Raw genomic sequence first — 25,306 nt, forward strand, 5'->3', positions numbered from 1 at the left:
CGAAGCTATGGCGCTGATGTCGGTTCGCACTCAAAAGCGTATTGGCGAAATTGGAATAACTGCTCTGGTTGTGTGTTTCGCCTGGCTGATTCAACTAACGGTTTTCACACAGATGACCTTCAATAATGTTCTGGCCAGCTTACCCCTCACTTTTACCATCTTATGGGGTTCAGTTTTTGGATCGCCTCTGCAAGCCCCGCGACCAAATGAACTACGCATCAGCACTCTCGGACAGGTAATCGCACGGCAAGCGCTCTCCGGGTCATTGAGCGGCGCCCTGGTCGGCGCATTTTTCGGCGCTCTATTCGCCTCGGTCATCCCCGCCTATCCTATTGCTTATCCGCTGATTGGCTGGATCGCGGGCTATTTCACCTTGCAGAATTTCAATCAAGCTACATTCCTTTGCATTCCTCTGGTGTTTTTTGCGTCCATTTTTGCTGAAACGGTAACGGCACTGCAGCTGGCTATGATGGGTCGTCCGGACGTTTTACAGCAGCTGAGTTCGATCGCTTTTCCAGAAGCAATTCTCAACGCGCTCATGGCACCATTCATATTTTTCCCGATGCGCGAATGGTACAAATTCTCCAAAGAACGTGACACGGTGCAATCGACATGACACAGAACGTATTAGGCAGCCAAAATTACAATCCCATCCTCAAGATGATAGTTCTGTCGGTGGTAATCGCAGCGGCTGTTGTCACTCTGATTGCGCGTTTATGCTGGCTGCAAATTTTGCAAAACAACTACTATCGAAACCAGGCCATCGATAATTCGACTCGCGTAACTTTTCTGCGTGCGCCCCGGGGCACTATCTACGACAGACACGGGAATCTGCTTGCGACAAACAAACAATCCCTTTCTATGATTGCGATTCCAATGCAGATAGAACATGCAAAGGATCTGGCTTATCGATTGGCAAAAGTTCTCGACGAGCCACCGGCTAAAGTCTTGAACGTCATATTGAAGGCAAAAGCCTCACATTCGCCGGTGCCCGTGGTCATAGAACGAGACCTTGATGTCGATATTGTAAGCAGATTCTACGAGCAAAAATTGTTCCTACCGGGCATCGATATTCTGCCGGACATCAGCCGCAACTACACACAAGGTGAGTTGGTCGGGCACGCTCTTGGCTATTGTGGTCAAATCACACAGGCACAACTGAAACTTCGTCCAGAAAGACACATGGGAGATATCGTTGGGCAAGACGGCATCGAACGACTCTACGATGTGCAACTTCGCGGTATCGACGGCGAACAACGAGTGCGTGTTAACGCCATGGGACAATCTCTGTCAGCCGAAACTTCTAAACCTGTGATCACGAAAGAACCTGTGCCGGGACGTTCGATCGTCACATCCATAGATCTCGATCTTCAGAAAACCGCATATCAGGCGCTGGGAGCAAGATCGGGCGCAGTGGTGGCCATAGATCCACAAAACGGGGAAGTCCTGGCCATGGTATCGCGCCCCAGTTTCGATCCAAATGTCTTTACAAGAAAAATAACACCGGCTGTTTGGAAACGTATAAACGCACCGGATCACCCCCTCTTTAACCGCGCCCTTTCAGGATTTCCACCCGGGTCGATCTGGAAAGCAATTACGCTTCTGGCAGCATTAGAAAATAAAGTGGTCAAACCGGATACAAAATTGCAAGTTTCTGGCGGTATCAGCCTTGGTGGCTTCTTTTTCGGTGACTGGACTCACTCAACCGGATTGTTTGATCTGGTGAAGTGCCTTGCCTGGTCGCGGGACTCAGCTTTCTATCAGATGGGTCTGAAACTCAAGCCCGAACAGATTAAAGAGTGGGGGGTAAAGTTCGGGGCTGGCCGCACCACCGGTTTAGAGTTGCGACACGAAGGTATGGGTCTGGTTCCAGATTCGGCCTGGAAAGAGCGCGTTTATCACGAGAAATGGTACCCGGGCAATACTTTACACATGTCGATCGGACAAACTTACGTTCAGGTAACACCTGCACAAGCGGCAAGAATATTTGCCGGACTCGGCATGAAAGGACAGGTCCCAAACCTTCACTTTGCTATCAAGATAGGCGATCGTCAAATTCCGCCTCCTCGTCCCGAAAAAGTGAAGACTCACCCTGAATATCTGGCCGTCGTTCTGGCAGGTCTGAAAGCCGTGGTTGCCAGCGGAACAGGTGGAGCCACAAAACTTGGCGGTATCGAAGTAGCTGGGAAAACAGGTTCAGCTGAGGCGCCTCCAGTAGGAAGTAAAACGCACGCATGGTTCGCATGTTACGCGCCAGCCGACAAGCCTCGAATTGCCATTGCCGCATTTGTGGAGCACGGTGGTCACGGTGGAACAACCTGCGCGCCAATTGCTAAAGCAGTGCTGGAGAAGTTTTTCGAAATCGACACAGCTTCTAAAACCGCCGAACAGTCTGCTGCAGCGGCAAAGCCGAAGTCGACTATAAAGCCGAGACATCACTAGAAAAACTCAACCGATAACGGTTGAGTTTTTTCCTGGATTGAAATCCTGCCCAAGTACGAACCCAACCGATAATGGTTGAATCTTCATCACTCAACCGACAACGGTTGAATTTCATCACTCAACCGATAGCGGTTGAATTTCGGCATCAACTGATAACGTTTGCATTTTCGTCACTCAACCGATAACGGTTGAATTTACCGGACTGCAGCATTAAGTATGGCACTTATCAAGTGCCATACTTAACGAGTGAGCCTCGTTCTCTAGCGCCATCCAAGCATGATTTGAACATGAATGCAGCCAGTGCCATGTACAGAACATTGAGCAGAAATGCGCAGAGCAAGTGTTCCGAGCTCAAAGAGTGTCCAGCCAATATTTCACGCATTCCTTCGAATACGTGAGATGCCGGGAAACAAACCGCGAACGGTTGTAACCAAAGCGGCAACACACTGATTGGATAGAAGACCGCAGACAGAGGCTGAATCACACCAGGAATTGCCCAGGCGAGAGCCTCCGCTGGTGGTCCCCATCTCAAAATGCAGCCCGTGGTCATCAGTCCAATAGACCACCCCATGAGGATCAAGTTGGCAAACAACAGTCCGAGGTGCAGACCCATCGTCAGTATGTTCAAGGAATGCACAAAGTAAGCCAGCAGGCCCAATATGAACAACACGACCGTAGACTGAATTAATCCCATAACATAGGATGCGCCCACATATTCGGTGGCTCTAATTGGAGCAGCAAAAATGTTGAGCAAATTTCTCGACCAGACATCGTCCAAAAATGAAACACTGACCACTTGTTGAGCACGATACAACACATTCCACAAAATAATTGCGGCGATGAAGAACGTGATAAAGGTCGGCACTGCGTTGCTGACTTTCAACATGTATACAGTCACGAATCCCCATAAAAGAAGGTCCATTACGGGCCAGAAGAAGATATCCATGACTCGAAAGTTGTTGCGAGAGCACGCAAAAGCGTATTTAACAATAAGGGCCCAAATTATTCTCCAGTTCATTTCCTTATACCTTTTCTACAAGTTGGGTTCGAGCCATTGTGATAAAGGCTTCCTCCAGGTTCTTGCTTTCGAATTTATCTAGCAATTCTGAGGCGGAGCCATTTGCGACAACATGACCCTTTTGCATAAACAGAATGCGGTCGCACAATTCCGACACATCTAACATATTGTGAGACGTGTTGATTACAGTCATTCCGGTGTCTCGCTGACGTGCCGCTATGATTTTGCGAACTTTGTCGGCTTGATCCGGATCCAGACTCGCTGTCGGCTCATCGAGCAAAAGCAAATCAGGGTCGTTGAGCAATGATTTGCACAACGTCAGCCTGGTCTGCTCACCAGAAGAGAGAGATCCCGTCAGATTCTTTCGCATATGAGAGAGCTCGAAAACTTCGAGCAAATCATCGATCTTCCTTTTGCTATTCCTGACACCGTAAATTTCAGCAAATACATGCAAGTTTTCCCAGACCAGCAAGTTGTAGGGCAATTGCTGATAGGCAGAAGCAAAGTTCATGCGCTGCAAAATCTCTACTCTGGAGGACCTCAAATCTCTGCCGAATACTTTGATAGTGCCTTTGGTTGGCGTTATCAATCCAAGCAGCATAAATATCGTTGTCGTCTTACCGGCACCGTTGGCACCGAGAAAGCCAAGAATTTCACCTTGCCTGACTTCAAAACTCAAATTCTCAATCGCTACGGTTTTTCGAAATTCCTTCCTGAGACCGCGCACTTCGACTATGTTGTTCATTTTGACCAACACTCCAGATAGTTATGTAATAAAAACCAAACGCATAAACGGGCGATTACCATCGCACCAAGCCGCTCAAAGTCCCCTGTTTTACCAGGTCAGACAAGCGTTCTCAGCACAATTATGCAATCGCCCGGAAGCCCACTGGGCTGCCGCGAATATCACCGCAAACGAATACCGAGGTCGCTCGTCAATGACGCAGCGTCAAACCCGCATTTCTCAAAATTTCTTCCATTAACTTTACCCGTATGTTTTTCTTGTGATTCGATACAGACAAACATACTGGAAAACATGCAGATTGACAAGATCGCAATTTACAGTTTCCAACCAAGACATGATTTTCGAATTCAATGATGCACCGTATTTGGTGCCATCGGGTTAGCTGGTAGGACCGAACTCGGAATTTGCAACAACAATGTACAACCAACTAAAGAACGAAAAGTGCCAACACCGAGCGCGCAGAACTGCTTACCAGGGTCGACCGCCAACCAACCAATAAACCAACCAACCTGACCGATCCTACGAGCGGACCGATCCTACGAGCGGACCGATCCTACGAGCGGACCGCTCCTCCGAGTGGACCGCTCCTCCGAGTGGACCAATCCTCCGACCTAACCCAACCGGATACGCCCAGCGACCAAGGTCACCAACCTAATTAATCCGCCGACCTCACCAATCCTTCGATCTAACCAATTCACCGACATGACCAATCCTCCGACCTAACCAGTTCTCCAACCGGACCCAACCGCATACACCCAGTGACCAAGGTCACCGACCTGACCAATCCGCCGACCTGACCCAACCGGATACAAACCAACCGAACACCTGCTAATCCCAAATGCACAAATGAAAATGACTCTAATTTGGGCGGACTTAAATGAAGTCAATGTGAAGTCGCCCGAATGGTTACCTGCTCAACACCACTTGACAATTAAGGTGACCCAGGGGAATTTCACCATTCCGAGGATCGGGGCGTTCCATTAGTATTCATATACTCGAGCCAGCATGCCTATAAATATGCACCACATATAGCACCAAAACAAAACTAGACAATACATGTTGGAGTCGAGATAATGAGGTCTGGGGAATGGATTAGGAGTGCAAATGACCGCAGCGGAAATGACCGAATCTGCTATGCAGGACGCGCTAACACACCTCTTTGCTGAGGACCGAGAAATTCAAACTGTTGTGAGTGAGGGCGAGCAACAGAAAGAAAGCACAAACGACGTTGTAACCGGTGTCATACAACCAAGCAGCACCGAAAACAACTCAGTCGGCGAGACAATGGACCTACCCGCACCGATTCAAAAGAATTCGGAAAGCGGCAAACCAAAAGTGTCCAGAGCCGAACTAATTCAGATTATGGAAGGTTTCGTCGAGCTGGTAAAAAACAGCGATGATGATGACGGAAGCCATCAGCTCTCGTTCGCTCCGCCACAAATAGAGGTGCGGGACGTTGTTTCATCAGCAGACCAAGCCGCAGAAATAGCCGAACTGAAAACACTGCTGGTGGAAGCGCAGGGCACGATCATTCGACTACTCACTGACAGAGTAGATGATCGGGCAAGATTGGCGACTCTACAGAATGAAATAAAGTTGCTTCCAGATCTCAAAGCGCAGTCAGAGCGTGCCGCAACAATGGCGTTCACAGCTGAGGAATTTAAAGCAGAATTCGCCAAAGTGAAGCTAGAAATTGAACGCATGAAGCTAACAAAAATGCGTTCTGAAGTCGATAACGCAAGCCGTCCGTGGTGGAGTCGATTCTTTTCCTGGGTGAAGAGAAAAGACATCGCCAACGATTAGATGCGGCCTGCGTATGAAGAGCTCAGAGTTCCCAACAGGATTGAGAACGCTGAGCTCGCAGTTTAGCGGCACGACTGGCTATTGAGCGTTCCCTGGCCGCTGTTAGGCTGTAGGTTGCAATACCTGCAATAAGCTCCTAGCAGCTTGCCGTGCTACGCTATGAGCAGATGAGACTCACGGGTAACTGTGTTGGACAAACTTTCGACGGTCTCCTGGTTCTGTATTGGCAACGTCATAGGACTGATTGTCTTGTTCTGTGGCATTCTGCTGAGTTCACAGAAAAAACACCAGGAATATGATGTTCTTCAGATGAAAACACCACAACTAAAACAAGCTCTACCGAAGCAGCAATGAGCCTAACGTCAGTTTTCGCTATGGACCGAAAACTGCGCAGTTAGCTAAACGCGAACGCAAACGAGCCACTCCAATTTCGGTAGCTCTAGTATCCCGCAATTCCAAATGCTCCAACTTAGAGCACGATTCAAGATGAGTCAATCCAGCGTCGGAAACTCTTGTGCCACTCAAGAACAAAGCTTTGAGACTGTCCAATTCCGTCAGATGTGGCACGGCACTGTCACCAATGGTGGTATCATTCAAATACAACTCAGTCAGTCTTGGAAGCGCTTCCAGCTGCTTCAGTCCCTCATTCGTTATCTTCGTAAATGACAAATCTAGCCTCGCAAGCGATGGAAAGTTCTTTAGGAAATCCAATCCGCGATCCGTGATTTGAGTTGGCAAGTTCAAACAACGGAGACTTGTGATCTCACCCATGTTTGACAGACCTTGATCGGTTATACCAGTGCTTTTCAGCACAAGATTTTCGATCTGCCTGAATTCTCTAAACTCGCGTGCGCCACCATCTGTGATTTCAGTTCCGGTCAGCCAGATCGTTTTCAATCCCTCAAATCGCTTCAGCAAGCGCACTTCGGGGTCGCCTATCTTTAGATAGTCCAACCTTATTTCCGACAAGTTAGCCAGAGCAATATCGTGCGAAAGTGAGCGTTCTGAAAAATGGCAGGTCGATACATCCAGCGACTCCAGCAATGCTAGTTCTCTCTCTCCTGTATGCGCTAGACCTTCCCAGCCCAGAGAACCCAAAGCAACTCCAAGCATGCGGTCATCTTCAAGTCGAACTACAATCTTTCCACGAGCTTCACCAACCCACTTGCGCAGATGAGGAAAAGAATGTTCGGCAACATAAAGGCTGCCCAAGGATTGCTTCTCGGGAAAACTTATAGAAACGTCTTTTGGCATTAGAACTCTCACGAGTTTTCAACTAGTAACATGGAACTAAGTACAACACAGGACACCAGTCAATCAGAATACCGGTTCTACGCCCAATCGAGAACATTCTGTTTCGTTTTGGTTGCAAAATAAGCGCGCCTGCCCCCCTTGACTGCCCGCATGGGGAATACAAGAACTTGTTCAGAAAACAGGGGCGACAACGAATCAACCAAATTGAAAACCCAACCGTTATCGGTTGAGTTTGATTAAACAAAAAACTCAACCGATAACGGTTGAATTTTCCAACACCGTAATCTCGACAACTTAATCTGGATGGCTGCCTCCATACCGACCATTCCATAGCTGTAGAAGCTCCTTCTGAACAGAAGACCACGAATCAAAACGATCTTTCACATCTTGAGCGGTTGCTTTCCTGACTATGGCGTCAAGTTCGTTACTGATCGAACAATTAAACTGTCGAGGAACGGATACGCTAATTGCTTCGGGTTCTTGCGCTGTTAGCAAAAAGAACATGGTCGCACCCATGGCATATATATCACTATGCTCAGAAGCTTTCCCACGAAACTGTTCAGGGGGAATGTAAGCATGTTTGCCCACTACGGAGTTGGTGTCCGAAGCCTCCAGGTGCTCAGCGACGTTAAAGTCGATAAGCTTCAAACGCTTGTTTTTGTCGATCATAAGGTTGTCTGGCGTAAAATCTCGATGAATTACTGGTGGCACACTGCTATGCAAGTTTTTCAAGATCTCGCACATCTGCAGCGCCATTGCAACAGTATCTCTTTCCGTGAAAGCACCGGAATTTTCTACATAATCTTGCAAAGTCAGGCCGTCGATGCGTTCTAGGACTAAATAGGCCCGCTGATCATCGACGAAAAAGTCTATGAACCGAACTATGTTCTCGCAATGAAGCTCCTTCAAAATTTTTGCTTCACGCTGAATGTTACTCAATACACGCTTTCGTACGTTAACACCTGCATGCGCGGGCAAAACGAACTCCTTCAAGATTACGGGCGTCTCGCCAATCGCCCCGTTACCTGCCGAAACTCGTTCAGTCGCCTCATACACGACTGCTTGCCCACCGCCACCTATATGTCTGACCACGACATACTTTCCGCCGAGAATGTGGGTGCCAGGTTCCAACATTTCCTGACGAATTCGCTTCGAAGAAGATAAAGCATCAAGCCAGAGGTCTGTATAACTTTCGACACGGATTGCCAGATTCAGTTCATCAGTAACAGACGAATCAATTCGATAAGAAGGTAAAAACTTCTTCAATGCCATCTGTAATCTCTTACGATCATCACTCGAGGCGATTCCATCAAGCTTAAGCATAATTTTGCAGCGCTCCCCTCTCCACCACCCCGATGTCATATTCGGTGCGAAAAGTGCATAGAGCATTCGTTGCTTCAGCGGGATTCCATTTGCCAATACGTTGAATTCAAGAGCAGCATCGACTGAACCGAATGTATTTTTGACTGGGGCAATAGAGAGATGTGAAAGCCTATCCCAGCCTACAATCGGACCGGCGACATTACAAAAACTGCGCAACCAATGCAGTTGGAGCCCTGTTTCCGACAACAAAATATGAGTGGGCGAAAGCAAGTTGAAGAGAGAGAAAAGCATCCATGCCATTCCAATTGAACCTAACGCTAGTAGAAGCGCGACAGACACATAGAGCGCCAGAAGCAGAAGCAAACCTACTGCACAAAGCTTGACCCGCAAGTCATTCCGACCATACTTACTGAGATGCTTCCGAACAACTCTGCCTGGCTTGTAACGAATCCAAAACTGCTCGTACTCATCGTTTGCCTTCACCCCTTTAGTGAAGAAATAACGACTCGAGAGCATAGCCTTGAGAGATGCGTCCATCAGGCTCCTTCGCTTGACGGAGCAAGTTTGAGTTTTGTAGACGGGAGCATAGCTTCAATTACGTCAATCAACTGATCAGCAGAAGCAAATCTCATACTGGTATCAAGAGCGGTGCAACGTGCAACAAACTGGTCCAGCTGCTCTGAAATTTCAGAACGTTTGCACTTTGGATGAGATTCGCTGAGCGCCTCAGGGTCGACGCCTGTTAAAAGGAAAAACAAAGTCGCGCCCAGTGAGTAAATGTCGCTTTGCACTGACGCCTTACCCCGAAACTGCTCTGGGGCAATATAGGCTTGTTTGCCTACGATGGTTCCCGTTGCCGCTCCAAGAAAAAGATTTGCAGCGCCGAAATCAATTAAGACGATCTCTCCATCCTGACGCACCACTAGATTATCTGGAGTCAGATCGCGATGAATAATCGGCGGCTCTAAAGAGTGCAAATAATCCAGTATAGAAGCCGTCTTTCGTGCGTAAGTAAGAACCGTTTGCTCAGAAAGTGTTCCTGTTTTACGAACTGTTTGCCTCAAGGTTTCGCCTGGAACAAACTCCAGGACTAGATAATCTCGTCCTCTTTCCACAAAGTTATCCAGAACCTTTGCAATATGCGGATGTGCGATCCCTCGCAGGATTTCTGCTTCGCGAAGGAACATCGCTTTAGCCTTTGTACGTGCAGTTTCCTTTAAGTCTGCCGGCAGCGCAGCTTCTTTGATAATGACGAGGTCTTTGTCACCAAGCTCAGCAAGATAGACTGCAGATAATCCACCAGAGGAAAGCTGCATGAGAATTGAGTATCGACCATCCTGCATGGTGCAGCCCTTATCCAGTGGCACGAAATTGGTGGCAGAAAAATGCGAATGTAATTCCTCTTCCCACATTCTCGTGTATGACAGTTTATCCAGTTTGACGGCGGAGGCTTTAGAGCTATCTGGACTAATTTCCTTGACGGCTGTCATCTGAGGCGAACGAGTGCAGGCGATGCACCAACTTTCAATTGACTGAAAAATTCGTTCAACACTTTCCTTTGGCATACGGGCGAGATCAAGGGTAACGTGACCACCTGATTTGAAGTAAATAAACAGTTTCTTCTTGTCCTTGGCCTGCTCAAGTTCGTATTCGTATGTGCCTTTTCTGTCTTCCAACAACATGGCACCGAGCAAGATGTTGCCGATATCGTCCCAACTCCTGCGTCGCCGGAAAAGAAGATCCGCTCCCAGGAAAAGTGGGAAATAGAGCCCTTCCTCAGAAAGTAGCACTTGATCGTGCCGGGCCACCTCATTAGTCAAATAAGCTATAAACATGAGGAAAACGACCACCGTCGCTCTTAAACATGTCTCCAGGAAAACATATGCGCTACCAGCTGGAACGCTTGGAACAAGCATAAGCGCTAGTGACGACGCACTGAAAATTACTGACAAACTCAGCCCCGCGCAGCTACCAGCAACCGTTGGCACAAACCAGGTTGGAACAGTCCGATAACGGATTATGTGCTCCCTTTGAGGCATAACCGATTCCGAGAGGGCGCGCTCTGTCAACTTTCCCCTTTATAAGCGGGCTTAATCCAATGGACTCCCGACAATGGGCTTGATGGGAGAAACCGTGTTGTGGAAAGGGAGTTCAGAGATTAACCTGAAGATTCCCTACAGCAATCATATTTTATGACACGCGAATGCGACGATTCTCGGCATTTTGCCGACCAGCAGCAAACTTCCAGCCTATCATGGGAGCGAGTTGCCAGCGAGCAGGATGTTCGGACGAACTACCCGCTATCACATCAACGACTAAGCGCAGGATTATCGTTCGACGTGGGCAGCGCTCATATAAGCATTGGTACAAATTCCCTTGACGGCCGCCATTACAGACATTGGGGACGCAGCCACGAATACGGCAACCCAGATGATGACCGCTTCTCAGACCAGACCCATCCGAGATATTCAAATTCCTACGACTATCGTGGCTATCCAAGCATATATGAGAGCAACGACAATACCTACCGGAATGTCTATGGTCAGATCGTCTCACCACGCGTGATTATCGCGGAAACGCCCACTTCATTTGAAGCCCAACGCTACTACTATCGTCAGCTAGAAAGCCAACAAAGGTTGCAGAATACCGTCTACTCCGGCTCCGACTCAGGCTATTACACCTATCCCAATGACCGGTACTCAAACAGTTTCAATCCTGAACTGCATTACGCAAACAACTTCGATTACAACGGATACGATAACGGCTACAGCCGATACTATGCTGCCCATGACCAGTATTGCGGTCCGTTCGACCCGGTCAATAACAGATTTGATCTACGCTATCGCGGTACTCAACCAGTCGATACATACAGTGGGCAGCAGCAGTACACTGAGCAGCGAAACTGGAACGACCAATATGCCAGCGACAAGGGCTATACATTGAGCCCCAACAACAATCGGCTGCAGTCCTATGATGGTGATAGCTATCCAGTTGGTCGCTTCTCAAGTAACTATTACGGAGTTGATGGCGATTCAAACGACTATTACCCGAGACAGGCTTCTGGGGACTGGCTGCGGATGCGGGCAACGCTTCAAGCAATGCTCGGACACTCACCAAGTGAATTCAACCGAAACGTACCCGACGATCTCGGCTGTGCAACAATCGTAAGTGCAGCTTTACGACGAGCGCACGGCGTCAACATTCACGACACAAATGTAGACGGGTTGGAAAATTCGTTGCGCCGTAACGGATACCGCGCCATACCTATTCGATTTGCTCAGCCCGGTGATTGCATCATTGCGCACCGCTACGGCAACAGGCACGGACATGCCGCCATCTATGTCGGCAACGGAAAAGTTGTAAACAATAGTAGTGCAGAGGGATGCGTCACCGTTGCACCAATCAGTAAATTTGCATCCAACGACTATGAAAGTGTTGTAGCCTACCGGAGAGCTTAGACTCTCCCAATTACTCAACCGATATCGGTTGAATTCATTCCATGACAACTCTCGATTGAAAGCCCAAGATCCGTTAACTGAACCGATAACGGTTTGCTCGCGGAAAGCAATTTGTCAAAACCGCAGGTCAGTGCAGCTATTACTCTCCAATTCTCTTAAAAATTGGACCCTCATTTCTGACTATCTGTCCCGGTTCGATGGTGTCAAAAAACCCATCTTCCTTCTTCGAATCACCGATGGTTCCGATGTGATCGTCATATCCCAGCTGGTGCCAGATTGCCTGAGACAATTTCGGAGTGAAAGGATAAAGCTCCATCGCCACGCGACGAATAACTTCAAGAGCCGTGTACAAAATATCGCGGCCATGCAAATCTTTGCCTTCTTTAAACAAAGCCCAGGGCTTCTCATCAGCAAGATATTTATTCGCCTGGTCTGCCAGAGCAAGAATCGCATCGATAGTTCTTGCAAACTCCAATCGCTCCATGTGTTGGGCTACTACCACGTGAATCGTATTTGCTTGCTCTCGCAAAGTGTGTTCGGGATCAGAAATCGGCACCCGACCGTCACAGTATTTATCAACCAGGTTCAGAGTTCTGTTAAGCAGATTCCCCAAATTATTTGCCAGGGCGGCATTTACAGTGTTTATCAACCGTTCCTTGGAATAGTCACCATCCTGATCAAAGGGAGTCGCAGCCAGAAGGTAAAAACGGAGCGCATCAGATCCATATTCACCAAACTGCTCAACAAGCGCATTTGGGTCTATGACATTGCCAATCGACTTACTCAGCTTCTGTCCTTCCACTGTTATAAATCCATGAGCATAAATTTGTTTTGGTACTGGCACTCCCGCTCCCATCAACATCGCGGGCCAGTAAATGGCGTGAAACTTCGTGATGTCTTTGCCAATTAAGTGCAGGTTGGCCGGCCAATACCGAGCAAACTGGGTCTCGTCTGCGTGGAAACCGACACCCGTAATGTAGTTTGAAAGTGCATCAATCCAAACATAGATAACCTGATCATCATCGTCAGGGACCGGTATACCCCAGCTCAAGGAAGTCCGAGAACGGGAAACGCTAAAATCTCCCAACTCAGAATCTTCAAGCTGGTTAAGAACTTCCTTACGCCGTCCTTCTGGTTGCACCGCATCAGGATTGGCTTCTATCCATTCCTTTATAAGGGGTTTGTATTTAGTTAGCTTAAAGAAGTAGTTTTCTTCCTGAACTGTTTTTGGTGGCACTTTATGGAAAACACAATTTCCTTCGATCAAATCACGCTCTCTGACAAAGTCTTCACAACCATCACAGTAGAGTCCGGAATAACTCGATTTATAAATGTCACCCTTATCTCGTAAGCGTCGAAAAACTTCCTGTACGACCAGAGCGTGACGAGGTTCGGTTGTGCGAATAAAGGAATCATACGAGATATCGAGATTCTTCCAGGCGCCTATAAACTTAGAAGACATCTCATCGCAAAAATCTTTAGGAGTGCGACCAGCCTGCAGAGCCGACTTTTCGACCTTGGAGCCATGTTCATCAACCCCGGTCAGGAAAAAGACGTCTTCGCCCTGCATGCGATGGTAGCGAGCCAAAACATCCGCAGCTATCTTTTCATAGGCATGTCCGATATGCGGTGAGGCATTAACGTAATCTATGGCCGTGGTGATGTAATACTTTCCGCGGGATGCTTTCTGTGTGCTGGGCATGTGATTCTCTTCTGAAGTTTTGTTGTCGATTTTAGTCAGATTGTCGAGGAGTAGATATGCTGAAGTGTGCACATCTGTGGATTGTGGCAGGCGTATATACCTTCGCCTCGCAAAAAAGTCGCTCATGAGAATTCAAGCGGCTAGCGAAGAAGCCCCGATTAGACACATAATATAACTAACTTGAAGCAGCGGAGAGTAAGAACGATGAAAAGGGCTAGAAAGCGTGAAGAAACCTTTGAAAACTTCAATCCTCTGGAAAACAAGACCATCTTGCTTGGCATCAGTGGCGGTATAGCTGCGTACAAAGCTTGCGACTTGGCTTCGATGTTGCGACGGGCCGGTGCAGACGTACACGCTGTCCTGACCAAAAATGCCAAAGAGTTCATTACTCCGCTCAGTTTACAAACTATTACTCGTAACCCAGCCCATTGCGAACAATATGGTGCAAATGGTGAATGGCGTCCAGAACATATTGACCTGGCCAAACGCGCGGATCTCGTGATCATTGCACCAGCTACTGCAGACATGTTAGCCAAACTGGCCACCGGCATCTGCGACGAATTGCTGACGACGATGATTCTCGCAACTAAAGCGAAAGTAATGATTGCGCCGGCAATGAATCCGACCATGCTTGAACATCCGTCAGTAGTGCATAACCTGGAAGTCCTGCAGAATCGCTATCGCTATGAAGTTATTCCTCCTGAATTCGGCGAAGTAGCGTGCGGCGATTGGGGCGCAGGAAAGATGGCATCTGTTGAGACAATTGTGGCAGCGATTGCATCCAGGCTCGTCTCGCACGGTGCAATGTCTGGCAAACACATAATGGTCACCGCAGGCGGCACCAGGGAACCAATCGACCCGGTGCGATTCATAGGCAATCGCTCCTCAGGGAAAATGGGAATCGCAATGGCCGATGCGGCTTTCGCACGCGGGGCTGATGTAACGCTGGTTTCAACGGTCGAAGTCGAGCGTGCCTATCCAGTCATACTGGTCGAAACAGCTTTTGAAATGCAAGAGGCCGTAGAAAGCGAATTCGACTCCTGTGATGCTCTCGTTATGACGGCAGCAGTGGCCGACTTCCGCCCACTGTCTGTCTCCACCAACAAGATCAAGAAGACTGTCTCCGAAGACATCAACCTTGAGCTAACAAAAAATCCTGACATTCTAGACTTACTGGGACGTGTCAAGAAAAAGCATCAGGTAATCATCGGATTTGCTGCCGAGTCCGAGGAACTTTTAAGCAACGCCTCACAAAAATTGAAGCGCAAGAATTTAGATGTGATCGTAGGCAACGACATTACCGTTCCCGATATTGGATTTGGTAGTGACGATAACGCTGTCGTTATTTTGAGTGAAGATGGCACAAGAGAAAATCTCACCCGTATGCCAAAACGAGCAATTGCTGAGCATCTGTGTGATTTACTCGCAAACAAGTTCGCAGCTATGGAAAAAACTCCCGCTCGATGATAACACTAGCGTGATCTGTCAGCTTTAGGCGTATAGTAAGCCACTACATGCGGTGAGACAAACGCTAAAACCTTTCTGTGTGTAATTCGTCTACTTCTCAGGCAAGCCGCGAAGAGCCGACCAACTCCCCAGCGAACCCTGGCCACATAACAGAAGTAAGCCCCCAGGTAAAGCTGTAGATATTTCCTGCTTATACCGTGAAAAGTTCGACTAATAAAGTCGAAAAACGGTTCAAAGCGCTTATCTTTGTTACCGCTTTTCGACGACGACTTGTCGGTCCACAACAAGCGCTGCCGGACATATTGATGGCCCGGGAGAGTTCTAATTAGACCACCCAGTTCCAGATGTACAAGCGCTACTGACAGGTCACCAATAGACAATTTGGCAGTTGACCCGAGGGCATCGAACTTTATCGGTTGCTTCGAAAGCAATTTAAAAACCTTTTTTTCTTTCGACCAATCAACAACGGAAGTCACCGCACTTGCAACCAATTCCTTGCCATCAGAAAACTCCCCGCAATAAGAGTTACTCCCTGACAGAACGCCAGGTACAGCACAGTCAGATCGTTCCGCGCTCTCCGGCAGGCCGACGGGTGCAGCTACTTTTGTTGCACCTACCGGTTTCGCATAGATTTCATCAAGACATCTTTCGAGGTGCGAGTCTAGCGAAGCGGCCATTTTCTGGTTTTCAATCTCGTCAAAAATATCCTGCTCGGCACTTGGGTGCTTGAGCGCAGGAGTATGAACGCTGCGCCGCTTGAATGTCTTCACGAACGTACTCGAGCACTCTGACTCGAGATCATCCATTTCTCCAACAAGTACAGTAAACAATTTTGAAAACATGGAGCCGACCGAGGAAGGAGCCATTCCTGTTACGTCAGCGAACATATTGGCACTAAAAGAGAACCCCTCCTCGAGCAACCACATGGCGCGTAACCATTCGATCGGTCTACGCACGCCATGCAAAAACGTATGAGCTGTCAAAAAATTGACTTTCCCACAAACAAGGCAACGCGCCTTTCGGTTGCCCTTGTATAAGTCGAGATGCGCACTCCGACAACACTTGCACTTCAACCCACCAGGAAAAAACCCGTACAGATACAAAATCTGCTCAGAGGGATCAGCAAAGAGTGCGTCAATCTGAGCAATTCGAGATCTCAACTTTTCTCTTTTTGAGGCGTAAGTAAGCATGCTTGTCACAACGATTACCTCCGTTCAATTTGTCCTACTACCAGGTAGAACGTAAGAACAGGGAAAAAAGTTCAAAAAAATCCAAAAAAAACTCAACCGATAACGGTTCAACACCGAGGAGCTAGTGAGCCGTGCCTTGATATCCAAACCGAACCAACGGGTTAGCGGAACAGCGCAGCCAAACGGCAGGGCGCCACTGACGTCCGATTAAAATAATTGTGCGAATCAGGCTTCTACGCCAACTTAAGACATAATGTGAATGATATACTCCACTACTGGACACAAAAGTCCCTTGCGACCTGATGTGACTAAGCATTTGGCGTCCTATCTCAAATCAAAGCTAATCGAAAAGATCGGAGACTATCGAATGGGTAGACAAAATGACAATGAGACGACGGGCTCTGGAACGAGTTCGTGGTTCGTGGGACTGGTCGTCGGCGCACTGGGCGGAGCCGCGTTGGCTCTTCTGACCGCACCCAAACCGGGTAGTGAGGTTCGAGGCGTTATCAAGCAGACCGCAACTGATATGCCGGAGAGAGTCAGTGAACTCGTGGATGACTCACTTGATCTCTACGCATCAGCGCTTAACTACTGCCAGCTCGTTATCGAAGAACAGACGATGCGATTAAAACGCGCTGTGGCAGCCGGGAAACTGGCAGCTGCGAAAAAGCGGGAAGAGTTGGAATTGGGTAGTTCGTCGGTATTGCCGTTCCAGCATCGTTAATCTAGCGACCGCTAAAAGGGGAATAAACTTTGGATCCGCTAAGTTCGATAAATGGATTGGTACTGGGCGCACTTCTGTTTCTGGGCTTTTCGGTCTGCGCACTGGTCTGGGCGGCAATGACCTTGATACCACAGGTAAATCGTACCCTCTCAGCTTATGAGAAGCTCGCAGTGACGCTCGAAGAAGAGCTCGGTCCAACGCTGCAGGAGGTACAAAAAGTTGTGGTCGGCGTGGGCGAGTTGAAGCAAATTGCTGGGCAAACTATGGGTACAGTCAGCCACAAAGTGGAAGATGTGAGCGGCACTCTCACAAAAGTTGCCGGTTCAGCAACAAAACAATCGTCAGTCTGGGCACATGGACTGTTTGCAGGCGTCAAAACCTACTTGGAAGGCAAAAGCGAATCACGAGAACAAACCTAGCTAACAACCGGAAACATAGCTAGTCTTAGAAACAAGAACAAACTAGAAGGATGGAAGTCGTCAAATACAAGATTGGCAGAGGTAAAGAACAATGGCCGACTCAAGCGGAAGATTTTTTGAAGGGTTATTAGTGGGCGGAATCATGGGGTTCCTCTTTGGAATGCTGTCTGCACCAAAGTCAGGCGCTGACCTGCGCAGACAGCTGGCAGACGGTTCAGAAGACCTCTACAAAACAGCCAGCGATTCAATTGGAGACATCAAAAAGCGGGGAGGCGCTGCCATTAACGATGTGCAGCAACGCGGTGGTGATGTCATCAAACGCGCGTCGGAAGGGCTGGCAGGCACAAAAGAGACGATTTCAAACAAGATCCAGGAACTAGCCGGGCAGAGCACCCAGGTACTGGTTGACGACGTCGAATCGATGACATCGGGCTAGTCGATTATCTAGCGGTAGGTATCCCGGCTGCATCCATGCCGGTCCGATTATTCAACTGTGATAGACTCGCTTTGTCTGTGTCTGGTTGACACACACAAACGTGTGGTGATCCGCTCACGGCCAACATTCACGAAAAACGCACGCCTGACCATTGTGCCGACCGTTACCATGCACCACATACGGTGCAAAGCGAACCAGCAATATGACCTTAAGGCTCAACAGAGCGATTGCTGCCACCGGATTTTGCTCGCGGCGACGCGCCGATGAACTGATTGCAGCCGGCAAAGTAGTGGTGAACGGCACGATCGTAACTGATTTCAACAGGGCAATCGATCTCGAGCGCGATGTTCTGGTCGTTGACGGGCGAAAGCTGAGAGCGAGAAAACTCGACTACGTCCTACTATACAAACCGCGCGGCGTCGTCACAACCTGCAGCGATGAGATGGGGCGCGAATCCGTGCTTGAGCTTCTGCCAAAAAACCTTGCCCACCTGAAGCCTATTGGTCGACTGGATATGGATTCTGAAGGCCTGATAATACTCACCAACGACGGCGACCTGGCCCAGTCACTGGCTCATCCATCCAAGCACGTCTATAAGCGATATGAAGCGGTTGTCGAAGGCAAAATCACCGATGCTGCCTTGCGAAAAATGTCCACCGGAATGCGACTCGACGATGGCTTCACCCTGCCAGCGGAAACTTGCTTAATAAACAGAAGCGAAGATGAATCAATTTTCGAGATTGCCATAAGAGAGGGTCGAAACCGGCAAATCAGGCGGATGTGCGCCAAGCTGGGCTACCCGGTCATCCGTTTGGTCAGAGTTGCTATAGGTGAGTTACAATTGGGAGAAATGGAGCCGGGAGAATGGCGCCATTTGACGGTTCGTGAAATCAAAGCAATTAAGACAGGTTTGTTAAGTGGCACTTGAGCAGATTGGACAAAAATTGAAGAATGCCCGCGAAGGGCAAGGATTGACTCTAGCTCAAATTTACGAGCGCACAAAAATTCCGGTAAACCATCTTCAAGCAATTGATACAGGCATCGCAGATGACCTACCGGAGCCCGTTTATGTGGCTGGATTCATTAAGCGCTATGCCGAATGCGTAGGACTGAATGGACAAAATTTGTCTGATGAATATCGCAAACAAGCCACTCCTGAACGATCAAGCAATGGCGATGGAGGCTGGAGCAGCCGGTCTAACGTCGCCCAACCAGTGCTTGTAAGCGCACCGTATGTGCAACGATCACGCATCGAAGATAGGCCGCCTAATATTCTGAAAAGTCTGTTTTTTCCTGTCTGCTGGATTGTCTTGATCTTTGGTTTAATCACTTTCCTATACAACCTGCAACAGCGCAACGACACAAACCCTGACTCACTGGTTAAGTCACTGCCTCAGTCCAAATTTGACAAAATCCAGCCAACGGCTGCTCCGGATGGCACCGCACAGACAGGCTCTCAGACAGGTCCGACAGTGGCAGCAACTGTGCCAGCAACCACTCAGACGCCAACCAGCAACGACGTGCAGCTTTCTTTCACAGCTAGCCAGCACGTCTGGGTCGATATCAAATCAGTGAGCACAGGTGAATCACTCTACATCGGCAATCTGGAGTCCGGCGACCGTCGTGATTACAAAGACCCGCAGGGTATCAGAATCGTCGCCGGAAACGGAGCTAGCATCACAGTTGATGTCGACGGCAAGACCTCCACTCTCGGACCAGCCGGGCGCCGGGCCGAAAAGGTTTTCATGGCTAAAAATCCGGTGGCGACATCGGGCACAACAATCGGGCCCGACGGGACCATCAAACCGCTGGGTGCAACGGCTCTGACCAGCACGCTCAAGCCACCTGTAAAGCGCATTGTTAAGCGACCTGTGACAGATGCCACCCTGACACCAAAACGCAGATACCGACCGGTTGATGACGGTGCATCCCGTTCAATTCCCGGGGAATCAGTGGGAGGCTCAAGATCTATTGACGTCCCCTACCGTTATACTGAAGGGCGAGATAGCGGCGAGTAGTCCAGCGTCTCAATTCAGTTCGGAAGTCAATTCCGAACCAACGGAGCACTGGTCATGCGTAATCCAAAGATTGGCGTTGTCTCACTTGGCTGTCCAAAGAATCAAACCGACACCGAGGTAATGCTCGGACTGTTGAATCAGGCTGGTTTCGAGGTCACTTTTGATAACGACGCAGCAGATATGTGCCTCGTCAATACCTGCTCGTTTATTGGGGATGCCAGGCAAGAGTCAGTTCGCACCCTGGTTGAACTTGCAGATCAGGGCAAGGAGCTCATAATTGCCGGCTGCCTCGCTCAGCACTTCAAAGAAGAGTTGATTGAGGAAATTCCTGAAGCCCGAGCCCTGGTCGGTACGGGCGACATCGCCAGCATAGTGGACGTGATTTCGGCCATTGCCAACGATTCATCACTACGGGTGGTGCAGGTAAGCGATATTCCCAACGATTACCACGAAGATGTGTTGCCTAGAATGCAGACAGGCATTGGCGCTTCCGCATACTTGAAGATTGCCGAGGGTTGCGATCACCGTTGTACATTTTGCATTATTCCGCAATTACGGGGTGATTTCCGCTCTCGAACTATCGAATCGCTGGTAAAAGAGGCGCGCATGCTTGTTGCCTCTGGCGTAAAAGAAATCATCTTAGTTTCTCAAGACTCAACCTATTATGGGCTCGATATATACAAGCGAATGGCGCTTTCAGACTTACTGCGCGCCCTCCACGATATTGACGGGCTGGAGTGGTTGCGGGTTATGTATGCCTATCCGACGGAAACACCGGATGAATTGCTCGAAACGATTGCATCGCTACCCAAAGTTGTGAAATATGTTGATATTCCGCTGCAGCACTCGCATCCTGAGATGCTCAAGGCAATGGCCAGACCACTGCATCCTGAAAAAACCGTAGAAAAGATCCGCCAGATGATCCCTGACGTTCGTATCCGGTCAACGTTTATTGTTGGCTTTCCGGGTGAAACAGAAGAGCACTTCGAACACCTGGCTCGTTTCATAGAAACCCAAAAGTTCGACAGGCTTGGTGTCTTTGCATATTCTCGGCAGATGGAAGTACCAAGCGGTCACATGCCGGATCAAATTACCGAAAGAGTCAAAAAGAGCCGTCGCAAGCGGATCATGCAGATTCAGCACGGGATTTCGACAGCACACAACCAGATGCTGGTTGGTCAACAAATAGACGTTTTGATCGAAAGCTTCGACGATAAGAAAAACCTGTACTGCGGAAGATCACAGTGGGACGCACCCTCAATCGATAATCAAGTCTACGTAACGGATCCAGCCGGAGATCTGGTCACCATGGGTGAACTTGCCACGGTCAGAATTGACCGAAGCGGACCGTATGACCTGTACGGTACAGCATTAGAAAACCCCTCTCCAGCACTACATCTAGTGGCAAGTAAGGGCAGCTCAGTCTGAGTTGACTCGGTTCGACTTGAGCTAAATTCTCAATTTAGATCTCAGAAATCAGACGATTTACCATCTCTGTGGGACTTTCACCCACCAGGATGCCCGCCGGGAAATCAACCGTTATCGCGCAAATATAGTGGGCATACTTCAACTGTTGGCGCGAGAATATGATGGAACAACCAGATCAAACACGCTCTGCGGACTGCCATACCGGCAGCGGAGAGCTAAATTATCAGGCCTTGATGCGTTGCCTTACTGAAGGTGATATCAACGAGGCCAAAGCTTTTTGTCTTGCAACACCAGATCTGCAGCGAATGCTGGTTGAAAGCGGGCGACTGACCGAGGACGAACTGACCGATCTACTCCTGGTGCACGAGACCCCAGCACTAAACGGCCTGCCACTCGGCACATTTTTTGTCTACGCAGGCTGTCTTACAATTGAGGAATTGCGAGCCTTTCTCTTCTTGTTAAAAGCTCTTCGACCAGTTAACCAAAAACAAAATGGCTGGGGGCAGAAACTAATACGCACCGGCTTATTGACTGCAGATCAGCTGCAAACGGCAATAAGCGACCGCATCGCGGGCAATATCACTTTACGCCAGGCCATTTTAAATCGAGGCTTTTTAACAGAGCTGCAGTTGGACCGAATATTCTAGGACACAGCCAGTCCACAGCTAACATACTAACGCTTGCTTAGCTGCAGACCTTGCTTGGAGAGGTCAGAGGACTCTCTGAACAAATTACCCGCCATGTGGAGATGATCGTAGTCATAATTTTGACAAAAGCGGCGCATCTCATCGAGCCCATCGGCAGCCTGCGCAATCGAATACCGGAGCATTGTTACGGCGCCATCCAGAGAACTGGGCACAACCCTTGCTGACAGTGATTGTGAAGCCTTACGCAGCGTATCCTCAACTTCGTCAACATACTTTTCAAAAGACGCAACCAGTTCATCATCATATATATCGAGTGAGAGATCGCTTAACTGGCGCTTGTATTTTTTCATCACACGCAAGATCGACTGCCTGGCTGGGTGAAAGTTCATACGCAGATATACTTCGCGATCCTCAGCCTCATTTAAGTCAGTGAATCTGGCCGTTAACCGTCCTCGACCATCCGAAGAGAGAATCAAATCATAGGCCGCACGCTTCGATTTATCGATCAATGTCTCGTAAGCTTCATTGATCTGCATCATGTATTCAGTGGCTCTATTTCTCTCACTCAGATCTTGACCGTGGTAATCGACATCTGGATGATGATTTTTTACAAGAGTCCTGTAAGCACGTTTGATCTCAAGCGCACTTACCTCGGGTGCCAACCCGAGCATCTGGTAATAATTGGGAGTCCTCTTTTGCATTAGAATGAACGGAAAGAGTCATTACTAACAACCATTATTACACCCTCGAACCAGTATTTAAGCGCGTGGAGGCAATTCATTGATAGTTTCTACCGGCCCACTGTTCTATAATTGACCTGAGATGTTTTGCCCATTTTGCAATCACAGAGATAGTCGGGTTCTTGAATCTCGCTTGACGGGAGAAAAATCCGTTCGCAGACGCCGTCAGTGCGAACAGTGCGATAAACGGTTTACGACTTACGAACGCGTTGAAATAGTACAGTTCCTGGTAGTAAAACGATCAGGTAGTCGCGAACCTTACATGCGTGAGAAACTGCGAGCTGGACTTACTAGAGCAGTATCGAAAACAAAAATTACAGCAGAACAGATAGATGATCTAGTCGATTCATTGGAAAATGAGCTAGCATCACTTGGCAAGCGGGAAGTGCCTTCTACCTTGTTGGGAGAGTTCGCCCTCGCCCGCCTTCGAAATCTAGATGAAGTAGCTTACGTCCGATTCGCCTGTGTTTACCGACAATTTCGGTCGATTGAAGATTTCATAGTTGAGCTCAACACTCTGAAAGACACAAAAACACTGCTTTCCCACACAGAGGCAGAAGAAGCCACTGTATCCAGTGCTTAATTCCACTGTGCCAGCCTGAAATTCAACCGTAATCGGTTCAGCTTTTTTGGAGCAATCGATATCTTTTTGGATTTTTCTGCGAACCCAACCGATAACGGTTGAATTTTCCCACTCTAAATAAGTGCGGCGGATCTCTCTACTCGAATTTAACTCAACCGAAAGCGGTTGAATTTTTTCCAGTCAAAAGGTCGTTCAAGGTGCCAATTACAACCAGCCTCCTGACAATCAGGAGGCACATTAGAATATAAATCATGTATCATCTTGCGGCAGCGCTTTAGTCATGAGGAAGCACAACGTCCTGTATATATGAACGCTAGAGCCTTGGACTCAACAGCAAATTCGTTAAGGTACGTGAATCGCTTACCAGTATTGGCTCTTCGAAACCAACAATCGGGAAAGGCTCATGTTAGAATGATGGACCAAATTTATTACAGTCAAAAAGCAGCGCAGTAGCCATGAATCAGATTATCCAGGAAATTGAAGCACCACTTTTGAAGACGAATGTGCCGGCCTTGAATATCGGCGACACCGTCAAAGTGTTCGTAAAAATCAAAGAGGGCGGCAAAGAACGCACTCAGGGTTATGAAGGCGTAATTATCAAGAAAAACGGCAGTGGCGTCAGTGCAACTGTCACGGTTAGACGTGTATTTCAAGGAATCGGCATCGAGCGGGTATTCTTGATTCACTCACCTCGTGTAGAAAAGATCACGGTACAGAGACGCGGACACGTTCGCCGCGCCAAGCTCTACTATTTGCGTGAGCGAACCGGCAAAGCTACACGTATCAAAGAAAAAATTGGCGCCAAGAAAGAACTGGTTGGCACTGCTGCACCTCAAGGCAAAGCCGCTCCAGCTCCGGTTGCAGAATCGGCCAAAACTGAAGTCGCAGAATAAGATAAATGGTTTGATCCTGGGGCTGGTATGCGACTCACGTCGCCAACTTAAGCAGACCCAGGATTATTCTCTTAGCAAAAACGTTCCAATTCGGATCAAACATGCCACCAAAATCCGGCAAGGGCTCAGGTCATGCAACGGCTTACAAGTCTTTGCAGGAGGCTCTCAAGTGGGTTGATCTTGTTATTGAAGTGTTGGATGCAAGAGCGCCTGTATCCAGCCGCCACCCCAACGCCCAGGATATCTTCGGCCAGAAACCTCGCCTCGTCGTTCTCAGTAAAGAAGACCTTGCCGATCAAGCCAAAGTTCGTGAATGGCTCAACTTGATGGAAACTTCGGCAAACAATGACAAAGAGACCCCGCCACCTGAGCCATCCTCTCGGAGCCAGGCCCCGACGCAGACAATTTCACTTTCCCTGAAAACGCAAAAAAATCGTTCGAAACTTCTAGATATATCATTACAACTCACAGAAGAAAAACGGCTCCAGCTCAAGCGCAAGGGATTGCTACCTCGTCCGATGCGAGCAGTGGTGGTTGGAATGCCAAACGTTGGAAAGTCGAGTTTGATCAATTGGATGATCGGCAAAAATAAAGCCAAAGCAGAGAACCGACCGGGTGTTACTAAAGGTCCCCAGTGGGTTCGAGTTCATCCGCAGATCGAGTTACTCGACACCCCAGGTTTTTTGCCATCGGCTACTCTGAACGAAGATGCTTTTCTCAAGCTGGCTCTACTTAACTTGATTCCAGAGACCAGCTACAACGCAGAAGAAATATCTCGGCACGGGTTGAATTTGCTCAAAAAAACATATCCAAAAATAATCGAAGAGTATATGCCAGATTGTGATTTAAGTTCAGCGAGTCTGGAAGACATAGCGACTCTACGGCATTTTTTGACTCACGGCGGAAAACTCGATACATCCAGAGCGGCCAATACGTTTCTAACGGATCTGCGCAATGGAAGATTAGGAAGAATAACTTTGGATCGCGCACCACAAACACTATAATCAAGTCATCCT

The 25,306-nt window shown here is 48.5% G+C and carries 23 protein-coding genes; 15 read left to right on the top strand and 8 right to left on the bottom strand.

The window, feature by feature from the left end; all coding sequences use genetic code 11:
- Nucleotides 1–7: 7 nt before the first annotated feature.
- Together mreD and mrdA are read left to right on the top strand one after the other, a co-directional pair.
- Complete coding sequence (gene mreD, locus EKK48_06245) at nucleotides 8–616, top strand: rod shape-determining protein MreD (GenBank protein ID RTL44848.1); 609 nt, start codon at nucleotides 8–10, stop codon at nucleotides 614–616.
- Nucleotides 613–2,442: a penicillin-binding protein 2 gene (mrdA, locus tag EKK48_06250; GenBank protein RTL44849.1), complete on the top strand. Its 1,830-nt coding sequence runs from the start codon at nucleotides 613–615 to the stop codon at nucleotides 2,440–2,442. The genes mreD and mrdA overlap by 4 nt, the downstream gene beginning before the upstream one ends.
- Nucleotides 2,443–2,668: 226 nt before the next feature.
- Here the strand turns inward: mrdA and EKK48_06255 are convergent, their stop codons facing one another.
- Both EKK48_06255 and EKK48_06260 read right to left on the bottom strand, forming a co-directional pair.
- Nucleotides 2,669–3,460, bottom strand: a complete 792-nt coding sequence (locus EKK48_06255) for an ABC transporter permease (protein RTL44850.1) — start codon at nucleotides 3,458–3,460, stop codon at nucleotides 2,669–2,671.
- 4 nt (nucleotides 3,461–3,464) lie between these two features.
- Nucleotides 3,465–4,205 carry an ABC transporter ATP-binding protein gene (locus EKK48_06260; GenBank protein RTL44851.1) on the bottom strand — a complete coding sequence of 247 codons (741 nt, stop codon included), beginning with the start codon at nucleotides 4,203–4,205 and terminating at the stop codon, nucleotides 3,465–3,467.
- 1,104 nt (nucleotides 4,206–5,309) lie between these two features.
- Here EKK48_06260 and EKK48_06265 point away from each other — a divergent pair.
- The gene (locus EKK48_06265) at nucleotides 5,310–6,008 is read left to right on the top strand and encodes a hypothetical protein (protein RTL44852.1); all 699 of its coding nucleotides are present in this window, start codon (nucleotides 5,310–5,312) and stop codon (nucleotides 6,006–6,008) included.
- Nucleotides 6,009–6,380: 372 nt separating this feature from the next.
- On the opposite strand, the gene EKK48_06270 is transcribed toward EKK48_06265, so the two are convergent.
- The 3 genes from EKK48_06270 to EKK48_06280 all read right to left on the bottom strand — a co-directional run bounded on the left by EKK48_06270 (nucleotide 6,381) and on the right by EKK48_06280 (nucleotide 10,624).
- On the bottom strand, nucleotides 6,381–7,262 hold the full coding sequence (locus EKK48_06270; GenBank protein RTL44853.1) for a hypothetical protein: 882 nt from the start codon (nucleotides 7,260–7,262) through the stop codon (nucleotides 6,381–6,383).
- Between the two features lie 294 nt (nucleotides 7,263–7,556).
- The gene (locus EKK48_06275; protein RTL44854.1) at nucleotides 7,557–9,122 is read right to left on the bottom strand and encodes a serine/threonine protein kinase; all 1,566 of its coding nucleotides are present in this window, start codon (nucleotides 9,120–9,122) and stop codon (nucleotides 7,557–7,559) included.
- Entirely contained in the window at nucleotides 9,122–10,624 is a 1,503-nt protein-coding gene (locus EKK48_06280) for a serine/threonine protein kinase (GenBank protein RTL44855.1), read from the bottom strand. The genes EKK48_06275 and EKK48_06280 overlap by 1 nt, the downstream gene beginning before the upstream one ends.
- A 153-nt stretch (nucleotides 10,625–10,777) precedes the next feature.
- On the opposite strand from EKK48_06280, the gene EKK48_06285 reads away from it, so the two are divergent.
- Nucleotides 10,778–12,043, top strand: coding sequence for a hypothetical protein (locus EKK48_06285; GenBank protein ID RTL44856.1), 1,266 nt, complete (start codon nucleotides 10,778–10,780; stop codon nucleotides 12,041–12,043).
- A gap of 139 nt (nucleotides 12,044–12,182) precedes the next feature.
- Here EKK48_06285 and metG read toward each other — a convergent pair whose 3' ends face one another.
- The gene (gene metG / locus EKK48_06290) at nucleotides 12,183–13,871 is read right to left on the bottom strand and encodes a methionine--tRNA ligase (GenBank protein ID RTL44857.1); all 1,689 of its coding nucleotides are present in this window, start codon (nucleotides 13,869–13,871) and stop codon (nucleotides 12,183–12,185) included.
- A gap of 78 nt (nucleotides 13,872–13,949) precedes the next feature.
- On the opposite strand from metG, the gene coaBC reads away from it, so the two are divergent.
- A complete protein-coding gene (coaBC, locus tag EKK48_06295; GenBank protein RTL44858.1) occupies nucleotides 13,950–15,212 on the top strand; it encodes a bifunctional phosphopantothenoylcysteine decarboxylase/phosphopantothenate--cysteine ligase CoaBC in 1,263 nt (420 codons plus the stop codon).
- 5 nt (nucleotides 15,213–15,217) lie between these two features.
- On the opposite strand, the gene EKK48_06300 is transcribed toward coaBC, so the two are convergent.
- Nucleotides 15,218–16,195 (bottom strand): hypothetical protein, encoded by a 978-nt coding sequence (locus tag EKK48_06300; protein ID RTL44859.1) that lies wholly within the window; start codon nucleotides 16,193–16,195, stop codon nucleotides 15,218–15,220.
- 466 nt (nucleotides 16,196–16,661) lie between these two features.
- Here EKK48_06300 and EKK48_06305 point away from each other — a divergent pair, with 466 nt between their 5' ends.
- From EKK48_06305 to EKK48_06335, 7 genes are all read left to right on the top strand, one after another.
- Nucleotides 16,662–17,126, top strand: a complete 465-nt coding sequence (locus EKK48_06305) for a hypothetical protein (protein ID RTL44860.1) — start codon at nucleotides 16,662–16,664, stop codon at nucleotides 17,124–17,126.
- A gap of 29 nt (nucleotides 17,127–17,155) precedes the next feature.
- Nucleotides 17,156–17,545, top strand: coding sequence for a hypothetical protein (locus tag EKK48_06310; protein RTL44861.1), 390 nt, complete (start codon nucleotides 17,156–17,158; stop codon nucleotides 17,543–17,545).
- Between the two features lie 91 nt (nucleotides 17,546–17,636).
- Nucleotides 17,637–17,981, top strand: coding sequence for a YtxH domain-containing protein (locus EKK48_06315; protein RTL44862.1), 345 nt, complete (start codon nucleotides 17,637–17,639; stop codon nucleotides 17,979–17,981).
- Between the two features lie 202 nt (nucleotides 17,982–18,183).
- Nucleotides 18,184–18,909, top strand: a complete 726-nt coding sequence (locus EKK48_06320; GenBank protein RTL45005.1) for an rRNA pseudouridine synthase — start codon at nucleotides 18,184–18,186, stop codon at nucleotides 18,907–18,909.
- A complete protein-coding gene (locus tag EKK48_06325; protein ID RTL44863.1) occupies nucleotides 18,899–19,999 on the top strand; it encodes a helix-turn-helix domain-containing protein in 1,101 nt (366 codons plus the stop codon). Before EKK48_06320 ends, EKK48_06325 begins: the two co-directional genes overlap by 11 nt.
- Before the next feature lie 54 nt (nucleotides 20,000–20,053).
- A complete protein-coding gene (gene rimO / locus EKK48_06330; GenBank protein RTL44864.1) occupies nucleotides 20,054–21,427 on the top strand; it encodes a 30S ribosomal protein S12 methylthiotransferase RimO in 1,374 nt (457 codons plus the stop codon).
- A 158-nt stretch (nucleotides 21,428–21,585) separates the two neighbouring features.
- The gene (locus EKK48_06335) at nucleotides 21,586–22,074 is read left to right on the top strand and encodes a hypothetical protein (protein RTL44865.1); all 489 of its coding nucleotides are present in this window, start codon (nucleotides 21,586–21,588) and stop codon (nucleotides 22,072–22,074) included.
- 26 nt (nucleotides 22,075–22,100) lie between these two features.
- Here the strand turns inward: EKK48_06335 and EKK48_06340 are convergent, their stop codons facing one another.
- On the bottom strand, nucleotides 22,101–22,775 hold the full coding sequence (locus EKK48_06340) for a hypothetical protein (GenBank protein ID RTL44866.1): 675 nt from the start codon (nucleotides 22,773–22,775) through the stop codon (nucleotides 22,101–22,103).
- Between the two features lie 121 nt (nucleotides 22,776–22,896).
- On the opposite strand from EKK48_06340, the gene nrdR reads away from it, so the two are divergent.
- The 3 genes from nrdR (at nucleotide 22,897) to EKK48_06355 (ending at nucleotide 25,294) form a co-directional block, all read left to right on the top strand.
- On the top strand, nucleotides 22,897–23,397 hold the full coding sequence (gene nrdR / locus EKK48_06345) for a transcriptional repressor NrdR (GenBank protein RTL44867.1): 501 nt from the start codon (nucleotides 22,897–22,899) through the stop codon (nucleotides 23,395–23,397).
- 455 nt (nucleotides 23,398–23,852) lie between these two features.
- Nucleotides 23,853–24,290, top strand: coding sequence for a 50S ribosomal protein L19 (gene rplS / locus EKK48_06350; GenBank protein RTL44868.1), 438 nt, complete (start codon nucleotides 23,853–23,855; stop codon nucleotides 24,288–24,290).
- Nucleotides 24,291–24,391: 101 nt separating this feature from the next.
- Nucleotides 24,392–25,294: a ribosome biogenesis GTPase YlqF gene (locus EKK48_06355; protein ID RTL44869.1), complete on the top strand. Its 903-nt coding sequence runs from the start codon at nucleotides 24,392–24,394 to the stop codon at nucleotides 25,292–25,294.
- The last annotated feature ends 12 nt before the right edge of the window (nucleotides 25,295–25,306 follow it).

Source organism: Candidatus Melainabacteria bacterium, from assembly GCA_003963305.1.
Lineage (GTDB): Bacteria > Cyanobacteriota > Vampirovibrionia > Obscuribacterales > Obscuribacteraceae > PALSA-1081.